The organism is Rhodococcus sp. JVH1, assembly GCF_000280725.2.
Lineage (GTDB): Bacteria > Actinomycetota > Actinomycetes > Mycobacteriales > Mycobacteriaceae > Rhodococcus_F > Rhodococcus_F jostii_A.
Map to the genome: position 1 here is coordinate 6,490,412 of NZ_CP166289.1, position 18,856 is coordinate 6,509,267.

Annotated in this window: 15 protein-coding genes and 1 tRNA gene; 9 read left to right on the plus strand and 7 right to left on the minus strand. The window is 68.4% G+C overall.

From position 1 onward, the window contains the following. Window positions 1-31 precede the first annotated feature (31 nt). From JVH1_RS30160 to rdgB, 7 genes are all read left to right on the plus strand, one after another. The gene (locus JVH1_RS30160; RefSeq protein ID WP_085998398.1) at window positions 32-508 is read left to right on the plus strand and encodes a M67 family metallopeptidase; all 477 of its coding nucleotides are present in this window, start codon (window positions 32-34) and stop codon (window positions 506-508) included. Window positions 509-570: 62 nt separating this feature from the next. Continuing rightward, window positions 571-843, plus strand: a complete 273-nt coding sequence (locus JVH1_RS30165; protein ID WP_009474135.1) for a MoaD family protein — start codon at window positions 571-573, stop codon at window positions 841-843. Between the two features lie 8 nt (window positions 844-851). Continuing rightward, entirely contained in the window at window positions 852-1,814 is a 963-nt protein-coding gene (locus JVH1_RS30170; protein ID WP_009474134.1) for a PLP-dependent cysteine synthase family protein, read from the plus strand. Window positions 1,815-1,833: 19 nt separating this feature from the next. Then, the gene (locus tag JVH1_RS30175; protein ID WP_043778457.1) at window positions 1,834-2,508 is read left to right on the plus strand and encodes a rhomboid family intramembrane serine protease; all 675 of its coding nucleotides are present in this window, start codon (window positions 1,834-1,836) and stop codon (window positions 2,506-2,508) included. 133 nt (window positions 2,509-2,641) lie between these two features. After that, on the plus strand, window positions 2,642-3,400 hold the full coding sequence (locus tag JVH1_RS30180; RefSeq protein WP_167540927.1) for a cyclic nucleotide-degrading phosphodiesterase: 759 nt from the start codon (window positions 2,642-2,644) through the stop codon (window positions 3,398-3,400). A gap of 45 nt (window positions 3,401-3,445) precedes the next feature. Next, entirely contained in the window at window positions 3,446-4,234 is a 789-nt protein-coding gene (gene rph, locus JVH1_RS30185; protein WP_007296580.1) for a ribonuclease PH, read from the plus strand. A gap of 4 nt (window positions 4,235-4,238) precedes the next feature. Further along, a complete protein-coding gene (gene rdgB, locus JVH1_RS30190; protein WP_043778422.1) occupies window positions 4,239-4,853 on the plus strand; it encodes an RdgB/HAM1 family non-canonical purine NTP pyrophosphatase in 615 nt (204 codons plus the stop codon). A gap of 137 nt (window positions 4,854-4,990) precedes the next feature. Here the strand turns inward: rdgB and JVH1_RS30195 are convergent, their stop codons facing one another. The 5 genes from JVH1_RS30195 to JVH1_RS30215 all read right to left on the minus strand — a co-directional run bounded on the left by JVH1_RS30195 (window position 4,991) and on the right by JVH1_RS30215 (window position 7,176). Further along, window positions 4,991-5,356: a DUF3817 domain-containing protein gene (locus JVH1_RS30195; RefSeq protein ID WP_009474129.1), complete on the minus strand. Its 366-nt coding sequence runs from the start codon at window positions 5,354-5,356 to the stop codon at window positions 4,991-4,993. Continuing rightward, window positions 5,353-5,754 (minus strand): hypothetical protein, encoded by a 402-nt coding sequence (locus JVH1_RS30200; protein ID WP_009474128.1) that lies wholly within the window; start codon window positions 5,752-5,754, stop codon window positions 5,353-5,355. The genes JVH1_RS30195 and JVH1_RS30200 overlap by 4 nt, the downstream gene beginning before the upstream one ends. A 142-nt stretch (window positions 5,755-5,896) precedes the next feature. Continuing rightward, window positions 5,897-5,981: transfer RNA gene (locus JVH1_RS30205), tRNA-Leu, on the minus strand. A 47-nt stretch (window positions 5,982-6,028) separates the two neighbouring features. Beyond that, a complete protein-coding gene (locus JVH1_RS30210) occupies window positions 6,029-6,511 on the minus strand; it encodes an HNH endonuclease (RefSeq protein ID WP_009474127.1) in 483 nt (160 codons plus the stop codon). Beyond that, entirely contained in the window at window positions 6,508-7,176 is a 669-nt protein-coding gene (locus tag JVH1_RS30215; RefSeq protein ID WP_009474126.1) for a hypothetical protein, read from the minus strand. The genes JVH1_RS30210 and JVH1_RS30215 overlap by 4 nt, the downstream gene beginning before the upstream one ends. Before the next feature lie 454 nt (window positions 7,177-7,630). Between JVH1_RS30215 and JVH1_RS30220 the strand changes: the two genes are divergently transcribed. Next, entirely contained in the window at window positions 7,631-16,954 is a 9,324-nt protein-coding gene (locus JVH1_RS30220; RefSeq protein WP_009474124.1) for a type I polyketide synthase, read from the plus strand. A 9-nt stretch (window positions 16,955-16,963) separates the two neighbouring features. Then, the gene (locus JVH1_RS30225; RefSeq protein ID WP_009474123.1) at window positions 16,964-17,356 is read left to right on the plus strand and encodes a holo-ACP synthase; all 393 of its coding nucleotides are present in this window, start codon (window positions 16,964-16,966) and stop codon (window positions 17,354-17,356) included. A 68-nt stretch (window positions 17,357-17,424) separates the two neighbouring features. Here the strand turns inward: JVH1_RS30225 and JVH1_RS30230 are convergent, their stop codons facing one another. Both JVH1_RS30230 and bcp read right to left on the minus strand, forming a co-directional pair. Then, window positions 17,425-18,114, minus strand: a complete 690-nt coding sequence (locus tag JVH1_RS30230; RefSeq protein WP_011594442.1) for a TetR family transcriptional regulator — start codon at window positions 18,112-18,114, stop codon at window positions 17,425-17,427. A 199-nt stretch (window positions 18,115-18,313) separates the two neighbouring features. Then, complete coding sequence (gene bcp / locus JVH1_RS30235; protein WP_009474120.1) at window positions 18,314-18,787, minus strand: thioredoxin-dependent thiol peroxidase; 474 nt, start codon at window positions 18,785-18,787, stop codon at window positions 18,314-18,316. Between the last annotated feature and the right edge of the window lie 69 nt (window positions 18,788-18,856).

The window sequence follows — 18,856 nt, forward strand, 5'->3', positions numbered from 1 at the left end:
TCGGTGGCCGACTCGCCGGTGCGCACCTAGGATGGCGCTCACGGAGGTAGATGACGTGCTGGTGATTCGATCGGACTTCGTCGAGGCGATGGTCGCGCACGCGCGCGCCGACCACCCGGACGAGGCATGCGGGGTCATCGCCGGGCCGGAAGGCTCCGACCGCCCCGAACGGCACATCCCGATGATCAACGCCGAGCGTTCGCCCACGTTCTACCGATTCGACTCGGGTGAGCAACTGAAGGTGTGGCGGGCGATGGACGACGCCGACGAGGTGCCCGTCGTGATCTACCACTCGCACACCGCCACCGAGGCGTACCCGAGCCGGACCGACATCTCCTTCGCGTCCGAACCGGACGCCCACTACGTGCTGATCTCCACCCGCGACCCCGACGTCCACGAACTGCGCAGCTACCGCATCGTCGACGGTGTCGTCACCGAGGAACCCGTCGACGTGGTCCAAAGCTACAAGTTCGCCCACACGTCCGTGGCAGACGTCCCCGACAAGTGACGGCGCCGTCCCTCGCGACGGGCCCGCGGCAGGTAAGACACCCACATCCCGAGGAGCCGACCATGGCTGTCACAGTTTCGATCCCCACCATCCTGCGTACCCACACCGGCGGTGAAAAGCGGGTGGAGGCAACAGGTCCCACACTCTCCGCCGTCATCGACGATCTCGACGGCAATTACGGCGGCATCAAGGACCGCCTGATCAACGACGGCCGTCTGCACCGCTTCGTCAATGTGTACGTCAACGACGAGGACGTCCGATTCTCCGGCGGACTCGACACAGAGGTGGCCGACGGGGACTCCGTGACGATCCTGCCCGCCGTCGCCGGAGGCTGATCGCGGCCGTGGCGCGGTTCGATTCGCTGATCGACACCCTCGGCGACACACCCCTCGTCGGGCTGCCCCGCCTGTCGCCGAGCTGGAACGGCACAGCGCCGGTCCGGCTGTGGGCGAAGCTCGAAGACCGCAACCCCACCGGTTCGGTGAAGGATCGGCCCGCCCTCCGCATGATCGAGCAGGCCGAGAACGACGGCACCCTGACGCCCGGGGCGACGATCCTCGAGCCGACCAGCGGGAACACCGGGATCTCGCTCGCGATGGCCGCGAAACTCAAGGGCTACCAGCTGATCTGCGTGATGCCCGAGAACACGTCCGTGGAACGCAGGCAACTGCTGGCGATGTTCGGTGCGCAGATCATCGACTCACCCGCGCGCGGCGGATCGAATCAGGCTGTGGCCGTGGCCAAGGAGCTGTCCGCGGAGCATCCCGAGTGGGTGATGCTGTACCAGTACGGCAATCCCGCGAATGCGCTGGCCCACTACGAGACCACAGGCCCCGAGATCCTGCGCGACCTTCCCGAGATCACCCACTTCGTCGCGGGTCTCGGCACCACCGGCACCCTGATGGGCGTGGGGCGCTATCTCCGCGAACACGTCGACGGCATCGAGATCGTGGCGGCCGAGCCCCGCTACGGGGAACTCGTGTACGGCCTCCGCAACATCGACGAGGGCTTCGTCCCCGAGTTGTACGACGAATCCGTCCTCACCTCGCGGTTCTCCGTCGGCCCCGCCGACGCCGTCCGCCGCACCCGGCAACTGATCGACAACGAAGGCATCTTCGCGGGCATCTCGACCGGCGCGATCCTCCACGCCGCGCTGGGGGTCGCACGAAAGGCCGTCAAGGCCGAACGCGCGGCGAACATCGCGTTCATCGTCGCCGACGGCGGATGGAAATATCTGTCGACCGGCGCATACGGCGGTACGGTCGAGGAAGCAGAAGAAGCACTGGAAGGGCAGTTGTGGGCATGACGACAGGGGTGTGTGGATCATGACGTCGTCGTTCGACTCCTCGCGATTCGACTCGCCGGTGCCCAGGGGTGGCGCGAAGCCGGCGCCCGCCTCGAAGTCGAAACCGCTGTGGCTGCAGTCCGCAATCCTCATCGGCACCTTCACGATGCTGCTGTACGTCATCGAGATCGTCGACGTGGCGTCCGACGAGCGACTCGAAGAGAACGGCGTCGGGCCGCGCTCCATCGACGGGCTGTGGGGGATTCTGTTCGCCCCGGTCCTGCACGACGACTGGGCGCATCTGTTCGCGAACACCGTCCCGCTGCTGGTCCTCGGGTTCCTCGTGCTGCTGTCGGGCATCGCCCGCGGCCTCGCCGCCACCGGGATCGTCTGGGTGGTCGGAGGTCTGGGCACCTGGTTGACCGGCGGATCCTATTCCAACCACATCGGCGCCTCCGTCCTGATCTTCGGCTGGCTCGCCTACCTGCTGGTCCGGGGAATCTTCGCCCGCAGCCTCGGCCAGATCCTCGTCGGCGTGGTGGTGTTCGTCGTCTACGGCAGCCTGCTGTGGGGTGTCCTGCCCAGCGCTCCCGGTGTGTCCTGGCAGGGGCATTTGTTCGGCGCCGTCGGCGGAGTCGTCGCGGCCTGGCTCCTCTCCGCGGACGCCAGGAGGCAGCGGGCCCGGAAAGCGGTGGGGCCTCAATCGTTCGGGTGATCGGGCCAGCCCGGTCGGCGCAGGCCCTCGACGCCTTGCGATCAGGTCACAGTTCCCCATCGGTTGTGAGGTCGACGCGCCAATTCCGTCGGAAGCTTTTTCCGAAACGGGTCGCCGTGGCAGCATGGCGGGTATGCGCATTACCGTCCTGGGATGTTCAGGGAGCGTCTCCGGACCAGACTCACCTGCATCGGGTTATCTGTTGACCGCGCCGGACACACCGCCGCTGGTACTCGACTTCGGACCCGGTGTCCTCGGTGCGCTCCAGCGGTTCGCCGATCCCGGCGAGGTCTCCGTCCTCCTCAGCCACCTGCACGCGGACCACTGCCTGGACCTCCCCGGACTGCTCGTCTGGCGTCGCTATCATCCGCACCCGCCGAAGGGGCGCGCACTCGTCTACGGCCCGTCCGACACCGCCCGCCGGATCGGCGTCGCGTCCGCGGAGTGCGGCGGCGACATCGACGACATCTCCGACACGATCGACCTGCACCATTGGACCGACGGCGAACCGGTCACGTTCGGCGACCTCACCATCACCGCGCGCCGGGTAAACCACCCGCCCGAGGCGTACGGGTTCCGGCTGACCAACGGCGCCGGGCGCACCCTCGTCTACACCGGCGACACCGGCATGTGCGAAGAAGTGATCGACCTCGCCCGCGGGGCCGACGTACTGCTCGCCGAGGCGTCGTGGACGCACAGCCCGGACCGGCCCGAAGGGATCCACCTGTCGGGGACCGAGGCCGGTCAGGTCGCACACCGCGCCGGTGTCGCCGAACTGCTGCTCACCCATATACCGCCGTGGACGTCCCGCGAAGACGTCATCGCCGAGGCCAAGGCCGAATTCTCCGGCCCCGTGCACGCGGTGTCCGCGGGCGGCGTCTACACCGTCTGAAGCCGTGTGCCCGCGCCCCGCACGGGGGCGACTAGGCTCTCTGCCGTGACCACACGAGAAGACGGTAGGGCGGACGACGAACTCCGCGAGGTCAAGATCACCCGGGGCTTCACCACTCATCCCGCGGGATCGGTGCTGGTGGAATTCGGAAACACCAGGGTGATGTGCACGGCCAGCGTCGAGGACGGTGTTCCCCGTTGGCGTCAGGGCTCCGGACTCGGCTGGCTGACGGCCGAATACGCCATGCTGCCCGCCGCCACCCACACCCGCAGTGGCCGAGAGTCCGTCAAGGGCAAGGTCGGTGGACGAACCCAGGAGATCAGCAGGCTGGTCGGACGCTCCCTCCGCGCCTGCATCGACCTCGCCGCCATCGGTGAGAACACCATCGCCCTCGACTGCGACGTGCTGCAGGCCGACGGCGGAACCCGCACCGCAGCCATCACCGGCGCCTATGTGGCCCTCGTCGACGCGGTGACCTACCTCCGCGCCGCCGGCCGTCTCGCCGACCCCCAGCCGATCTCCTGCGGCATCGCCGCGGTGAGCGTGGGCGTCGTCGACGGCCGTGTGCGCCTCGACCTGCCGTACGAGGAGGACTCGCGCGCCGAGGTCGACATGAACGTGGTGGCCACCGACACGGGCACCCTCGTCGAGATCCAGGGCACCGGCGAAGGCGCGACGTTCCCGCGGAGCACGCTCGACAAACTGCTGGATTCCGCACTCGCAGGGTGCGAGCAGCTGTTCGAGATCCAGAAGGCCGCGCTCGAACTGCCCTACCCCGGTGCGCTTCCGGAGCCGAAGGTCCCGGAGACGTCGAAGAAGAAGTTCGGGGGCTAGCTCGGTGCCAACCACACGGGTGCTGGTGGCCAGCCGCAACGCGAAGAAACTCCGGGAACTGCATCGGGTGCTCGCGGCGGCCGGTGTCGACGGGATCGAACTGGTCGGGCTCGATGCCGTACCCGAGTACCCCGAGGCCCCCGAAACGGGTGCGACGTTCGAGGAGAACGCCCTGGCGAAAGCGCGCGACGGTGCCGCCGCAACCGGAATGGCCTGTGTCGCAGACGATTCCGGAATCGAAGTCGATGCGCTGAACGGCATGCCCGGAGTCCTGTCCGCCCGGTGGTCGGGCACGCACGGGAACGATCCCGCGAACACCGCCCTGGTCCTGGCTCAGCTCGGTGACGTGCCCGACGACCGCCGGGGAGCGGCGTTCGTCTCGGCGTGCGCGCTCGTGGTGCCCGGCGGCGAAGAATCGGTGGTCCGCGGCGAATGGCGGGGAAGCATCGCCCGCGAGCCGGTCGGCGACGGCGGATTCGGCTACGACCCGGTCTTCGTGCCCGACGGAGACACCCGCTCGGCCGCCCAGCTGTCACCCGAGGAGAAGGACGCGTCCTCGCACCGAGGGCGGGCGCTCGTTCAACTCGTCCCCGCCCTGGCGGCGCTCACCGGGCAGTGACCCTCGCTACGCTTCACGGGAGGAGGTTTCGCATGTCGCCGATGATGGTGCCGCAGACACCGCTCGGCTGGCTGACCTACGTGATCGCGATGATCACCGGGCAGCCGGTCATCATGTGAGGGAGCCGACCGGTTCGATCAGAGACCGAAGTCGCGGCGGACCTGCCTGGTCCGCTGGTGCTCCACGTAGAACGACAGGAACGGAATGGTGCCCGCGAGGAGCGTCCCGACCGTCCGGCCCGCAGGCCAGCGCACCTTGACCGCCAGGTCGAGCGTCACCAGCAGGTAGACGAAGTACACCCAGCCGTGCACCACGGCGATCCAGCTGGGCAGGTTGTCGACCTTGAAGATGTACTTGGCCACCATCTCTGCGGTGAGGACCAGCAGCCACACACCGGTGGCGTAGGCGAGGACGCGGTAGCGCAGGAGCGCGGGGGCGATCTTCTTCTGCTTCGCGGTGTCTGTGACCGAACCGGCAGTCGATTCGTCTTGGCCCGTGCTCACGTGGTGCTCCTATCGGTCTCGCGAGCAGACAGCTCGGCGAGGTACTGGTTGTACTGCGAAATCTGCCGGCTCTCGAGGTCGTCCGGATCGTCGTCCTCGGCCACCGAGGGGCGAGGGGGCAAGACGTCGGCCGGGATCTCCCGCAGTTCGGTGGGAGCATCCGGGACGTCGGTGGTGTCAGCTGGTTCGGCATCCTCGAGCTGCACGAATCGCCGATAGGCGTAGACGAGGAACGCCGCGAACAGTGGCCACTGGAACGCGTATCCGAGGTTCTGGCCAGTCCCGCCGACCGCTTCGAAACGTGTCCACTGCCACCAGCCGAGTGCGAGGCACCCGACAGCCCCGACGACCACCAACAGGACCAGCGCGGGGCGGCGTTGCTTACGGTTACCGGACACGTAACGACGGTACCTGAATCGCTGAATGCGCTGCTAGGAGAGGTTGCGCCTATGGCGGCCGTCACAGCCGCCGCAGGCGCCCGACGAGCCGTCGATCTAAGCGAAACAGGGCCGCCGAAAAATCGGCAAAGAACCCGAGCAGTGCGCGAGGGGGGACTCGAACCCCCACGTCCTTTCGGACACCAGGACCTAAACCTGACGCGGCTGCCTAATTACGCCACTCGCGCGCGAAGCACAGACTACGCCATGAACAAGGCACCCCCCGCAGCACATGTCAATCGGATCGCCGGCCCCGGTCGAGGCTCTTTCGCCCGGCCCACGATGGAGTCTGGCTGTGGCAGTTGGGGCACAGGAATCGAACTTCCTGCAAGCGGGAGTCCGATGGGTCTCCCCGTATGTGGTCGACATGCAGGATCAGCGGGAGTCCGCACCACTCGTCCTGCACGCCGCATGCGACGCATTTGTACGGCACTCCTGCCTCGATCAGAGCCCTTCTCAGGAGGTGGGGTTGGACGCGCCTGCTGCCCGCCAGGCGACGGATCAGTATCTCCTGCCACGTCATTCGGTTGCGGGCACGCTTGCCCTTGGTGTGCGCCTGGCCCGTGAAGTGTGACGTGTCGATGCCGAGAGTGTTGATCCGGCGCCGCAGGTGCGCGTGTGTCCCACCCGCGGGTTTCAGGCCGAGGTAGCGCATGACGCCGGCGTAGCTCGTCGATTCTGCGACCGCCTGCTCGAGCACTTCTCGCGTGTACTTCATCTCGCACCCGCCACCCGCCGCTGCGCGCGCTGGTACCGCCAGACGGCGTGGGTGAAGGTGGCGGGCGTGATCCCGAGCCGCGCTGCTGCCTCGGCGACGAGGTGTTCGGCGTCTGCAGTCGATGGGGGTGTTTCGAGGTCGAGCGCCTCGCCGAGGAACTCGCCCACCACGCGGTGAGAGTCGGCGGTGCGGATGCCGAGTTGCATGGCGAGGCACTCCCAGGTGGCGGGACCGAACCCGGGCACCCCGACGAGGGCGCTCCGCTGGGCCTCGTCGTCGCGGAGATCCGCCGAGGTGGTGCAGCCCAGCTCGGCGAGCGAGCGTGCCGCCGAGGCGACGGCCTCGGCCTTGGTGGTGTAGTTCCCCGGTGCTCGCTGCCGGTTGTCCAGGACGGCCAGGAGGCCTTCGGGTTCGTCGGCGTGCGCGGCGTGCGCGGCGAGCGCCGTGAGGTCGTCGAGAGGTGCGGCCCGGTGATCGCGCCAGCGGGTGATGACGGCGCGGACCCCCGTGGTGGGCGTGCCGTACGTGGCGCGGGCGGAGAACGCGGCATCGAGCAGACCGGCTTCGATCTCGCACGGCCAGCCCTCCGTCCAGTGCGGCCACGACTCTGGTGGCAGTTCGGCGGCGACGTGATCGAGTAAGGCGCGGACGTGGGCTGTGCTCATTTCTTCCCCCCGGAGAATGGCTGTCGGCTGTTCCTGGACTCGAACATTCGTGCGAGGGTCCGACAGGTTCGCTTTCGCAGGTCGCGGACCCGGATTCGAGGGCGCAGACCTGCATGAACCTGGGACTTCGTCAAGGTGGTAACAGATTGATAACGATTAATATGAGGCTTTCCTCAGGTTCTTGGACGTCCTCGCACCGCCCTCGTCCAGCACGGACGCGATCTACTCACCGGTCACTTCGCGGGAGATCTGTGAGGGACATCACGCGATATTTCTCCGATGCACGGCTGTGACACCCCGACGGCTCGTGAACGTGAGGAAATCCTCATGATTCTGTGTCAACCTTGAACAGCCCGGAAGAGCTGATCAGAGCCGATACAGCTGGCACACGATGCCGAGGGCGGCAGACACTATCCCCACCTCCCCCCAGAGGGGACCAGGAGAGGACATACGCGTGACGATTGACGACACGACACCCGCAGGAAACGGAAAAAACTCGAAGGGTTCGCGGCGCATCGGCGTAGACCGGGACGACACTCGGTCGTCGAGCAAGGGCACCCTCGTGGATCGTCTGCTCGGAGGTGAGCCGTACGCGCTCGCCTTCGGTGGTCAGGGTGCGCCCTGGCTGAGCTCGCTGGAGGAACTGAGCCGCGACAACGGACTCGAGCCGGCACTCACCACGATCGTCAACGACGCGGCCGACTACCTGGCCCCCGTGGCGCAGGAACTCCTCGTCGTGCGCCCGGTCGGATTCGACCCCATCGCCTGGATCCTCGAGCAGGAACTCGCCGACGAAGAGGACGGCGCCCAGGCGGCCGGTCCCTCCGCGGCAGCGCTCACCTCGGCGGCGGTGTCTCTCCCCGGCGTCTTCCTCACCCAGATCGCAGCGCTGCGTGCGCTGGCAGCTCAGGGCCTCGATCCCGCGGTTACGGCTCCCGTGTCGGTGATCGGCCACTCCCAGGGACTCCTCGCCGCGGAGGCCGTTGCCTCCTCGGGTCAGAAGGACGGCGAACTCCTCGCCCTCGCTCAGCTCATCGGTGCGGCTGCCGGCCTCGTCGGCCGTCGTCGCGGAGTGATCGCCGCCGCCGACTCCACCCCGATGCTCGCTGTCTCCAACGTCGACCCGGAACGACTCCGTCAGATCGTCGAGGAGCTCGCGGAGGGCCTCGAGCCCGAGCGTGCAGCCGTCCTCGGCATCCGCAACGCCCGTCGCCGCGTCGTACTGTCCGGCCCGCCCGCCCAGCTGGCACGCGTCCAGCAGCGGTGCGAGCAGATCGAGGCCGACGAGGCCCGTGAGCGCGACGCCAAGAAGCGTGGCGGCTCCATCTTCGCGCCCGTCTTCGAGCCCCTCGCGGTCGAGATCGGCTTCCACCACCCCGCACTCGCGGAGACGATCGACATCGTCGGCCAGTGGGCCGTGCGCTGCGGTCTCGACGAGGAGAAGGCCCGCGCTCTCACGAGCGCCTGCCTCGTCGATCCCGTCGACTGGGTCGCCGCCGTCGACAGCACCCTCGAAGCCGGTGCCGCGTGGATCCTCGACCTCGGACCCGGTGACCTCCTCACCCGCATGACGTCGGCCAGTGTCCGCGGCCAGGGCGTCGGCATCGTTGCCGCCGCGACCCGTGGCGGTCACCGCAACCTCCTCACCCCGGGCGCAACCCCCGAGGTTCCCGCCGCGTGGACCGAGTTCCTCCCGAAGCCGGTGTCGCTGCCGGGCGGCCGCATCGGCGTGGAGACCGCGTTCACGAAGCTGACCGGTCGTTCGCCGATCCTGCTCGCAGGCATGACCCCGACCACGGTCGACCCGACGATCGTCGCCGCAGCAGCGAACGCAGGCCACTGGGCCGAGCTCGCCGGCGGTGGCCAGGTCACCGAGCAGATCTTCGCCGACAACGTCGAGAAGCTCACCGGGCTGCTCGAGCCGGGCCGCGCCGTGCAGTTCAACTCGATGTTCCTCGACCCCTACCTGTGGAAGCTCCACGTCGGTGGCAAGCGCCTCGTGCCGAAGGCCCGTGCCGCGGGTGCCCCGTTCGACGGTGTCGTCGTCACCGCCGGTATCCCTGAACTCGAGGACGCCGTCTCGATCATCGGCGACCTCACCGACGCGGGCTTCAGCTACGTCGCGTTCAAGCCGGGCACGGTCGCGCAGATCCGCTCGGTCATCCGCATCGCCAACGAGGTTCCCTCGTTCCCCGTCATCGCCCACATCGAGGGCGGCCGCGCCGGTGGTCACCACTCGTGGGAAGACCTGGACGACCTGCTCCTCGACACCTACGCCGAGCTGCGCACCCGGCCGAACCTGGTCCTGTGCGTCGGTGGCGGCATCGGCACGCCCGAGCAGGCTGCCGACTACCTGACCGGCCGCTGGTCCGTTGCACACGGCTTCCCGGCCATGCCGCTGGACGGCATCCTGGTCGGCACCGCCGCCATGGCCACCCTCGAGGCGACCACCTCTGCCGAGGTGAAGCAGCTCCTCGTCGACACCCCCGGTACTCCGGACTGGGTCGGAGCAGGCACCGCCGAGGGCGGCATGGCCTCCGGCCGCAGCCAGCTCGGCGCCGACATCCACGAGATCGACAACGCCGCCTCCCGCACCGGCCGTCTGCTCGACGAGGTCGCCGGTGACGCCGACGCCGTCGCCGAGCGTCGCGACGAGATCATCGAGGCACTGAACATCACGGCGAAGCCGTACTTCGGCGACGTCGCGACCATGACGTACGAGCAGTGGCTGCGCCGCTACCTCGAGCTGGCCGTCGGCATCGACGCGGCGAAGGCATTCGACTGCGGCACCGACCTCCAGGACGCCATCACCGAGGCCACCGAGAGCCCGTGGCTCGACATCACCTGGCGTGCGCGCTTCGGTGAGATGCTGCAGCGCACCGAGTCGCGTCTGCACCCGGTCGACCGTGGCCCCATCCCCACCCTGTTCGCCGACGACGCGATTCTCGAGCGTCCCGAGGCGGCCGTCTGCGCCCTGCAGGCGCAGTACCCCGACTACGCCACCACGGTTCTGCACCCCGCGGACGTCTCCTTCTTCGTCTCGCTGTGCAAGACCCCCGGCAAGCCGGTCAACTTCGTGCCCGTCGTCGACGGTGACGTCCGCCGCTGGTGGCGTTCCGACTCGCTGTGGCAGGCACACGATCCTCGCTACACGGCCGACCAGGTCTGCGTCATCCCCGGCACCGTCGCCGTCGCCGGCATCACGCGCGTCGACGAGCCTGTCGGCGAGCTGCTGGACCGCTTCGAGAAGGCCACGTACGACGAGCTGGTCACCGCCGGTGTCGCGCCGCTGTCGCTGCCCGCACGCCGTCACGCGGACATTGCCCGCGGCCTCCTCGACACCGTGCTGTCGGCTCCCGACATCCAGTGGGCCTCGCGCCTGACGCTGAACCCGGTTCGCCGGCTCGGTGACCTCGACAAGTGGTCGATCGAGTCCGACACCCTCGCGGTGCACGAGACCACCGGTGCCGAGCTGTCCGTCATCGACGACCAGCAGGTGCTCCTCACCGTCCCGCTGGTGGCAGCCAAGTCCGTCCAGATCACCATCACCGTCCCCGCGTCCGTCGCGGACGGCGGCGCTCCCGTGGTCACCGAGGCCGACGCCGAGAAGTCGATGACCGCACTCCTTGCGGTCGCGGCCGGTCAGAAACTGCCCGCCGTCAAGAACGGTGTCGCACGCCTCAACCTCGCCTGGACGCCCGACCTGGTCGCCGACCACGCCGGTGTCACCGGTTCGGGTCTGCCCACGACGCTGAGCGTCAGCGGCAAGGCTGTCCCGGACGTGGTCGTCGGCGCTTGCTGGCCGGCCGTGTTCGCCGTGCTCGGTGCTGCCAAGACCGAAGACTCGCTGTCCGTCATCGAGGGCATGCTCGACCTGGTCCACCTGGACCACAGCGTCGATTTCGTCGGCGAACTGCCTTCAGAGACCAGCATTCTCGTCGTCAAGGCCGAGGTCGCCTCGGTTCTCGATACCGACCTGGGCCGCGTCGTCGAGGTCAAGGTCGAGGTCGGCGCCATGCTCGGTGAGGGCCTGGACGCGCCTGCTGTCGTCACCCTGTCGGAGCGCTTCGCGATCCGCGGCCGCACCGGCAAGGGCGAACTGTCCGACCCGGCCCGCGCCGGTGGCTCGCTGAGTGACGAGGCCGTCGACACCCCGCGTCGTCGTCGCCGCGACACCACGATCGTCGCTCCCCGCAACATGGGCTCCTTCGCCCAGGTGTCGGGCGACCACAACCCGATCCACACCTCCGACAACGCGGCACTGCTCGCCGGCCTCGGCAGCCCGATCGTGCACGGCATGTGGCTCTCCGCCGCTGCCCAGCAGGTCGTCACCGCCGTGGATCCGGCCGAGACCAAGACGCCGCCGCGTCGTCTCACCGCCTGGACCGCACGCTTCCTGGGCATGGTTCGCCCGGGCGCCGAGATCGACGTCCGCGTCGACCGCATCGCGGTGGACCGTGGCGCCGAGATCGTCGAGGTCGGCTGCCGCATCGACGGTGAACTGGTGATGGTCGCAACGGGTCGCACCGCCGCCCCGAAGACCGTCTACGCGTTCCCCGGACAGGGCATCCAGCGTCCCGGCATGGGCCTCGACGCCCGCGCCCGCTCCAAGGCCGCCCGTGAGATCTGGGACCGCGCCGACAAGCACACCCGCAAGGCCCTCGGCTTCTCGATCCTCGCCGTGGTCCGCGACAACCCGACGGTCGTCAAGGCCCGTGGTGTCGAGCACAAGCACCCGGACGGTGTTCTGCACCTGACCCAGTTCACCCAGGTCGCGATGGCGACGCTCGGTGTGGCTCAGGTCGCCGAGCTCCGCGAATCCGGTGCCTTCGTCGAGGGCGCCCTGCTCGCAGGCCACTCGGTCGGTGAGTACAACGCTCTCGCCGCCGTCGCCGGTGTGCTGCCTCTCGAAGCTGTTCTCGAGGTGGTCTTCCAGCGTGGTTCCGCGATGCACGCACTCGTTCCCCGCGACGAGGCCGGCCGTTCCGACTACCGGATGGCTGCCATCCGCCCGTCGCAGATCGGTCTGGCCGACGACGACGTCGAGGCGTTCGTCGCCGGTGTCGCCGAGGCGACCGGTGAGTTCCTTCAGATCGTGAACCTGAACCTGCGTGGCTCGCAGTACGCCATCGCGGGCACGGTCGCCGGGCTCAACGCGCTCGAGAAGGAAATCGACATCCGCCGTGAGGCTTTCGGTGGCAAGCGCGCGTACATCATGGTTCCGGGCATCGACGTCCCGTTCCACTCGACGGTGCTGCGTGGCGGCGTCGACGACTTCCGTGGACGTCTCGAGGAACTGCTTCCGCAGGACATCGACCCGGCCATCCTGATCGGGCGCTACATCCCGAACCTGGTCCCCAAGCCGTTCTCCCTGAAGAAGGAGTTCGTGCAGGAGATTGCCGACCTGGTGCCGTCGAAGCCCCTCGACAAGGTGCTGAAGGACTTCGACTCCTGGACGAAGAAGCCGGTCCAGCTCACCCGCGTGGTCCTCACCGAGCTCCTGGCCTGGCAGTTCGCCAGCCCGGTGCGCTGGATCGAGACGCAGGATCTGCTGTTCGCCGACGAGTCCGAAGGTGGACTGGGTGTCGAGCGGTTCGTGGAGATCGGTCTGGGCTCCGTCCCGACCGTCGCGAACCTCGCCTCGCAGACCCTGAAGCTGCCGGGCCGCTTCGGCTACCCGGTCGAGGTCCTCAACATCGAGCGTGAAGCGTCCATCGTGTACTCCACCGACGTCGATCCGGCGCCGGTCGAGGACGACGAGCCCGCAGCACCCGCAGCCGAGGCGCCCGCCGCATCGGCCGCACCCGCCGCGGCTCCGGCCCCGGCCGCTGCACCGTCCGGTGGACCGCGTCCCGACGACATCGCGTTCAAGGCCGCCGACGCCACCAAGGTCCTGATCAGCCTGTGGACCAAGCTCCGTCCCGATCAGGTCGGCCCCGTCGACACGATCGAGGCGCTGTGCGACGGCGTGTCCTCGCGGCGTAACCAGCTGCTCGTCGACCTCGGCTCCGAGCTCTCGCTCGGTGCGATCGACGGTGCCGCGGACGCCGACATGGGTTCGCTCGCCGGCACGGTCGACTCCCTGGCCCGTACGTACAAGCCGTTCGGCCCGGTGCTGTCCGACTCGATCAACGATCACCTCCGCAAGGTCTTCGGCCCCTCGGGTCGTCGTCCGGCGGCCATCGCGGACCGCGTGAAGAAGGTCTGGGAACTCGGCGACGGCTGGGCCTACCACGTCACCGCCGAGGTGGCGCTCGGAACCCGCGACGGTTCCAGCATCCGTGGTGGTGACCTCGGCGGCCTGGCCGGCGGCGGTCTCGCCGACGGCGCCGCAGTGGACGCCGTCATCGACAGCGCAGTGGCCGCAGTGGCCTCGCGCCGCGGGATCAGCGTCTCCCTCCCGTCCTCGGGTGGCGGAGCCGGTGGCACCGTCGATGCCGCGGCGCTGGGCGAGTTCACCGAGCACATCACGGGCCGCGACGGCGTGTTGGCCTCGGCCGCCCGCCTCGTGCTCGAGCAGCTCGGCTTCGCGGGCGACGCGGCGACGGCAGCGCAGCCGACCGACACCGAACTCGTCGACCTCGTGTCGGCGGAGCTCGGTTCCGACTGGCCGCGACTGGTTGCTCCCGCGTTCGACGCCAAGCGGGCGGTACTGCTCGACGACCGCTGGGCGAGTGCACGTGAGGATCTGGCTCGTCTGTGGATCGACGCGGCAGGCGTGGAGTCTCTCGAGATCGAAGGCTTCGCCGGTGCAGGCAAGTCCGTTGCGGCGCAGGCCGCATGGTGGCAGGCCCGCGCAACCGACGAGGGTCGCACGGCTCTGGCCGAGAAGTACGGGCGTATCGCGGAGGCGGCAGTCGTCGTCACCGACGAGACCCCGGAATGGGCAGACCAGGTCGCCGTCGTCACCGGTGCCAGCAAGGGTTCCATCGCGGCCTCGGTCGCAGGCAAGCTCCTCGCCGGCGGCGCGACGGTCTTCGTGACCACCTCGCGTCTCGACGACAAGCGTCTCGGCTTCTACCGCGACCTCTACCGCCGCAATGCTCGCGCCGGTGCCGCCCTGTGGGTGGTCCCCGCGAACATGGCGTCCTACACGGACATCGACGCGCTCATCGAGTGGATCGGTGAAGCGCAGTACGAGACGGCCGGTGGATCGAAGAAGCTCGTCAAGGAAGCGGTCACCCCGACGCTGCTGTTCCCGTTCGCCGCGCCCCGCGTGGCAGGCGACCTCGCCGACGCCGGCGCCCGCGCCGAAATGGAGATGCGCGTTCTCCTGTGGTCGGTGGAGCGTCTGATCGGCGGACTGTCGAAGGTCGGTTACGACCGTGACGTCGACACCCACCTGCACGTGGTCCTGCCCGGTTCCCCGAACCGCGGCCTGTTCGGTGGCGACGGTGCGTACGGCGAGGCCAAGGCCGCGCTGGACGCTGTGGTCGGCCGCTGGAAGGCCGAGCGCAACTGGGCCGAGCGCGTCACCCTGGTGCACGCTCTCATCGGCTGGGTCCGCGGAACCGGCCTCATGGGCGGCAACGACCCGCTGGTCGAGGCTGTCGAAGGTGCCGGAGTCCGTACCTGGTCCACCCAGGAAATGGCCACCGAGCTGCTGCAGTGGTGCGAGCCCGAGGCACGTCGCCTCGCCTCCACCGAGCCGCTCGCGGCCGATCTGACCGGTGGGCTCGCCCAGGCGAACCTGGACCTGCCCGCGCTGGCGAAGCAGGCTCAGGAAGCTGCGACCGCTGCTGCCGAGGCCGATGCGGATGCAGTCGAGCTCGACACCATCGCGGCTCTGCCCGCCCCGCCGCGGGTTTCCGAGTCGGTGGCACCGGCTTGGTCCGGCGTCACGGCGGCTCCGGAAGACCTCGTCGTCATCGTCGGCGCCGGTGAGCTCGGACCGTTCGGTTCCTCGCGTACCCGCTTCGAGATGGAGGTCGACGAAGAGCTTTCGGCGGCAGGCGTTCTCGAACTCGCCTGGAACACCGGACTCGTCGTGTGGGAGACCACGCCGTCCGCAGGCTGGTACGACGCCGAGACCGGGGAACTGGTTCCGGAGGCCGAGATCGCGGACAAGTACCACGACGCAGTCGTCGAGCGCTGCGGCATCCGCCGCTACGTGGACGAAGGCGCGATGATCGAGAACACCGCACCGCTCCTCACGTCGGTCTTCCTCGACAAGGACTTGAGCTTCGTGGTCAGCACCGAGGCGGAGGCACTGGCCTTCGTCGAGGCCGACCCGGAGAACACGGTCGCGGCGCCGGTTCCGGACAGCGGTGACTGGCAGGTCACCCGCCGTGCGGGCACCGAGATCCGCGTCCCCCGCAAGATGAAGCTCACGCGCAGCGTGGGTGGTCAGATCCCGACCGGATTCGACGTCACCAAGTGGGGCATCCCCGCCGACATGGCCGATTCCGTCGACCGCGTGGGCCTGTGGAACATCGTCGCCACGGTGGACGCGTTCCTCACCGGTGGGTTCACACCCAGCGAACTGCTGCGGTGGGTGCACCCCTCGCTGGTCGCCAACACCCAGGGCACCGGCATGGGCGGCATGACCTCCATGAGGTCGCTGTACATCGACACGCTGCTCGGTGAGAACCGGCCGAACGACATCCTGCAGGAAGCCCTGCCGAATGTGATTGCGGCGCACGTGGTCCAGTCCTACGTCGGCGGTTACGGCGCCATGGTCCACCCGGTTGCGGCGTGCGCCACGGCTGCGGTGTCCGTCGAAGAGGGCGTCGACAAGATCAAGCTCGGCAAGGCGCAGCTGGTCGTTGCCGGTGGCTACGACGACCTCGGCACGGAAGGCATCATCGGATTCGGTGACATGTCTGCCACTGCCAAGACCGACGACATGCGCGCCAAGGGCATCGAGGATCGCCGCTTCTCGCGGGCCAACGATCGTCGACGCGGCGGGTTCGTAGAGTCGGCCGGCGGTGGCACCATCCTCCTCGCTCGCGGTGACGTGGCACTCGAGATGGGTCTGCCCGTCCTCGGTGTGGTTGCCTACGCCAGCTCGTTCGCGGATGGTGTCCACACATCGATCCCGGCTCCCGGAATCGGTGCGCTCGGTGCAGGTCGTGGGGGAGCGGATTCGCAGCTCGCCCAGTCCCTCGGCAAGCTCGGTGTCAGCGCCGACGACATCTCGGTGATCTCCAAGCACGACACGTCCACCGCGGCCAACGATCCCAACGAGGCGGAGCTGCACGAGCGCCTCGCCGGGGCACTCGGCCGCAGCGAAGGTGCGCCGCTGTTCGTGGTCTCGCAGAAGAGCCTCACCGGACACTCCAAGGGTGGTGCCGCAGCATTCCAGCTGATCGGTCTCTGCCAGGTGCTGGATCAAGGTGTCGTCCCGCCGAACCGCAGCCTCGATTGCGTCGACGAGAAGATGGCCGAGTTCGAACACCTCGTGTGGGCTCGGGAGCCGCTCCGATTCGGTGAGCAGTTCCCCCTGAAGGCCGGTCTGCTCACGAGCCTGGGCTTCGGTCACGTCTCCGGACTGATCGCCGTCGTGCACTCGCAGGCGTTCGTCGAGGCCATCCCGGCCGACAAGCGTGAGGCGTACCTCGAGCAGGCACGCAAGCGCACCGTCGAGGGTCAGCGTCGTCTGGCGAAGGCCATGGTCGGAGGCGGCAGCCTGTACGAGCGTCCGGCGGATCGTCGCTTCGGCGGCGACAGTGTCCCGGCCGCAGCGTCCCGTCAGCTCGAGGCGGACGTCCTGCTCACCGAGGCCGCGCGCCTCGGAGCGGACGACGTGTACAGCTCGGGTCTGCCCGGCTGCAAGTAGGAACAACGGATGGGAGTTCTGGGGATCGGCTTCGATCTCGTGACGGTGTCGGAGTTCGCCGAGCAGCTGGACCGGCCAGGGACGGCAATGCTCGACAACTTCACACCGGGCGAGCGTCGGGACGCCGTGACCCGGAGCTCCGATCCGGCTAGACATTTCGCCGCCCGGTGGGCTGCGAAGGAGGCAGTGATCAAGGCCTGGTCCACGTCTCTCTTCGCCAGCCCGCCGGTGCTGCCCGAGATGATCCACCACCTGATCGAGGTGGTGACGGATGCGTGGGGACGGCCGAGTATCCGCTTACGCGGAGACGTCGCCAAGCATCTGACCGACGTGAAGATTCACATCTCCCTCACACACGACGGAGACATGGCGGGCGCGTTCGCCGTCATCGAGTCCGTGTAGGCGCCTCCGGCGCCCGTGCGCCTTTCTGGTAGCTCCGGCAACCGGAAGGGCGCACAGGCGCGTAACGGCTAGGTGGAGCGCGATTCCTTCTCGGCGACCAGCAGGTATGCCACCATCAGCCGTTTGAGTTCGGCGACGGCGTCCGCGTGGCTCTGATTGTCCTGCACGGAGAAGTTCAGCATCGAGTACACGACGTGGACGAGCACCTCGGCCATCATCGTGCGCCGCTCCCGCGACGTCCGCGGGGTGAGGGGCGCGAGCATCCGTGACACCTGCTCCGCGAACGCCTTCTCGTGGATGGCGCCGGTGGCGCGGGTCGAGGGCGTCGACTGCATCGCCAGCCACACCTCGCGCCTCGACGGGTCGGATGTCCACAGGCCTGCCATGTGGTCGACGAAGGAATTGAGGAACCGCAGCCAGTCGAGGGACGGGACCTCACCGTTGAACTGGGCGATCTCGTGCTGGACGCCGACGAGGTCCTGCCGGTTGAGTTCGCAGACGATCACGTACTTGTTCGCGAAGAACTGGTAGAGGGTGCCGATCGGGACGTCCGCGCGTGCGGCGACCTCCTCGCACGTGAACGATTCGAATCCCACGTCCACCAGCAACTCCCGCGATGCCGTGAGCAGCGCGTCGAACTTCCGGCGACTACGTTCCTGGGTCGGACGTCTGCGGGGCAGTAGTTCCTGCGGGTCCGACTGCAGCTCCAACGCCGGGTCCACTCGGCGCGGCGCTTGCTTGCTGACTGAAGACTCCACCGCCCCAGGCTATCCGTCTTTCGTCCGGATTCCGAAGATCCCTCCCGGTGACGCGTCGGGTTTCACCTGGGCGAGGAGACTGCTCGCGCCGTTTCGGTGTGAACGATGTGATCGCCCACAAGTAGCCGACGGCTGCATTCCGACCCACCACAACGCCGGTGACGGGCGGCCGACGACACGCAGCCGCCCGTCGCGTCGATCAGACGGACAGGTCTCGCCGCAGTTTCGCGACGTGGCCGGTGGCGCGGACGTTGTACTGGGCCACTTCGATCTTCCCGTCCTCGTCGACGAGGAACGTGGAGCGGATGACACCCTGCACCGTCTTGCCGTACATCTTCTTCTCGCCGAACGCGCCCCACGCCTCGAGTGTGGCCTTGTCGGGATCGGACAGCAGGGGGAACGTCAGTTCCTCGTTGTCACGGAACTTGGCCAGCTTCGCCGGCTTGTCGGGTGAGATGCCGATCACGTCGAGGCCTGCGCCGTTCAGGTCGGCGAGGTTGTCGCGGAAGTCGCAGGCCTGTTTGGTGCAGCCCGGCGTGCTCGCCGCCGGGTAGAAGTACACGACGACCTTGCGGCCGCGGTAGTCGGCGAGCGACACTTCGTTGCCGTCGGCGTCGGGCAGCGTGAAGGCGGGTGCGGTGTCTCCGGGGGCGAGTCTGTTGTTGTCGGTCACGAGAAGTCAGGCTACCGGGACGGGGTGGACGTGGCCCGAAGCGCGATCGGGGGAGACGGAGTCGCAGGT

Excerpts from the sequence above, each read along its gene's own strand:
- JVH1_RS30215 (WP_009474126.1), bottom strand. The coding sequence starts at position 7,176 with ATGAGCACAGCCCACGTCCGCGCCTTACTCGATCACGTCGCCGCCGAA.
- JVH1_RS30165 (WP_009474135.1), top strand. The coding sequence starts at position 571 with ATGGCTGTCACAGTTTCGATCCCCACCATCCTGCGTACCCACACCGGC.
- JVH1_RS30225 (WP_009474123.1), top strand. The coding sequence starts at position 16,964 with ATGGGAGTTCTGGGGATCGGCTTCGATCTCGTGACGGTGTCGGAGTTC.
- JVH1_RS30180 (WP_167540927.1), top strand. The coding sequence starts at position 2,642 with ATGCGCATTACCGTCCTGGGATGTTCAGGGAGCGTCTCCGGACCAGAC.
- JVH1_RS30175 (WP_043778457.1), top strand. The coding sequence starts at position 1,834 with ATGACGTCGTCGTTCGACTCCTCGCGATTCGACTCGCCGGTGCCCAGG.
- JVH1_RS30210 (WP_009474127.1), bottom strand. The coding sequence starts at position 6,511 with ATGAAGTACACGCGAGAAGTGCTCGAGCAGGCGGTCGCAGAATCGACG.
- JVH1_RS30160 (WP_085998398.1), top strand. The coding sequence starts at position 32 with ATGGCGCTCACGGAGGTAGATGACGTGCTGGTGATTCGATCGGACTTC.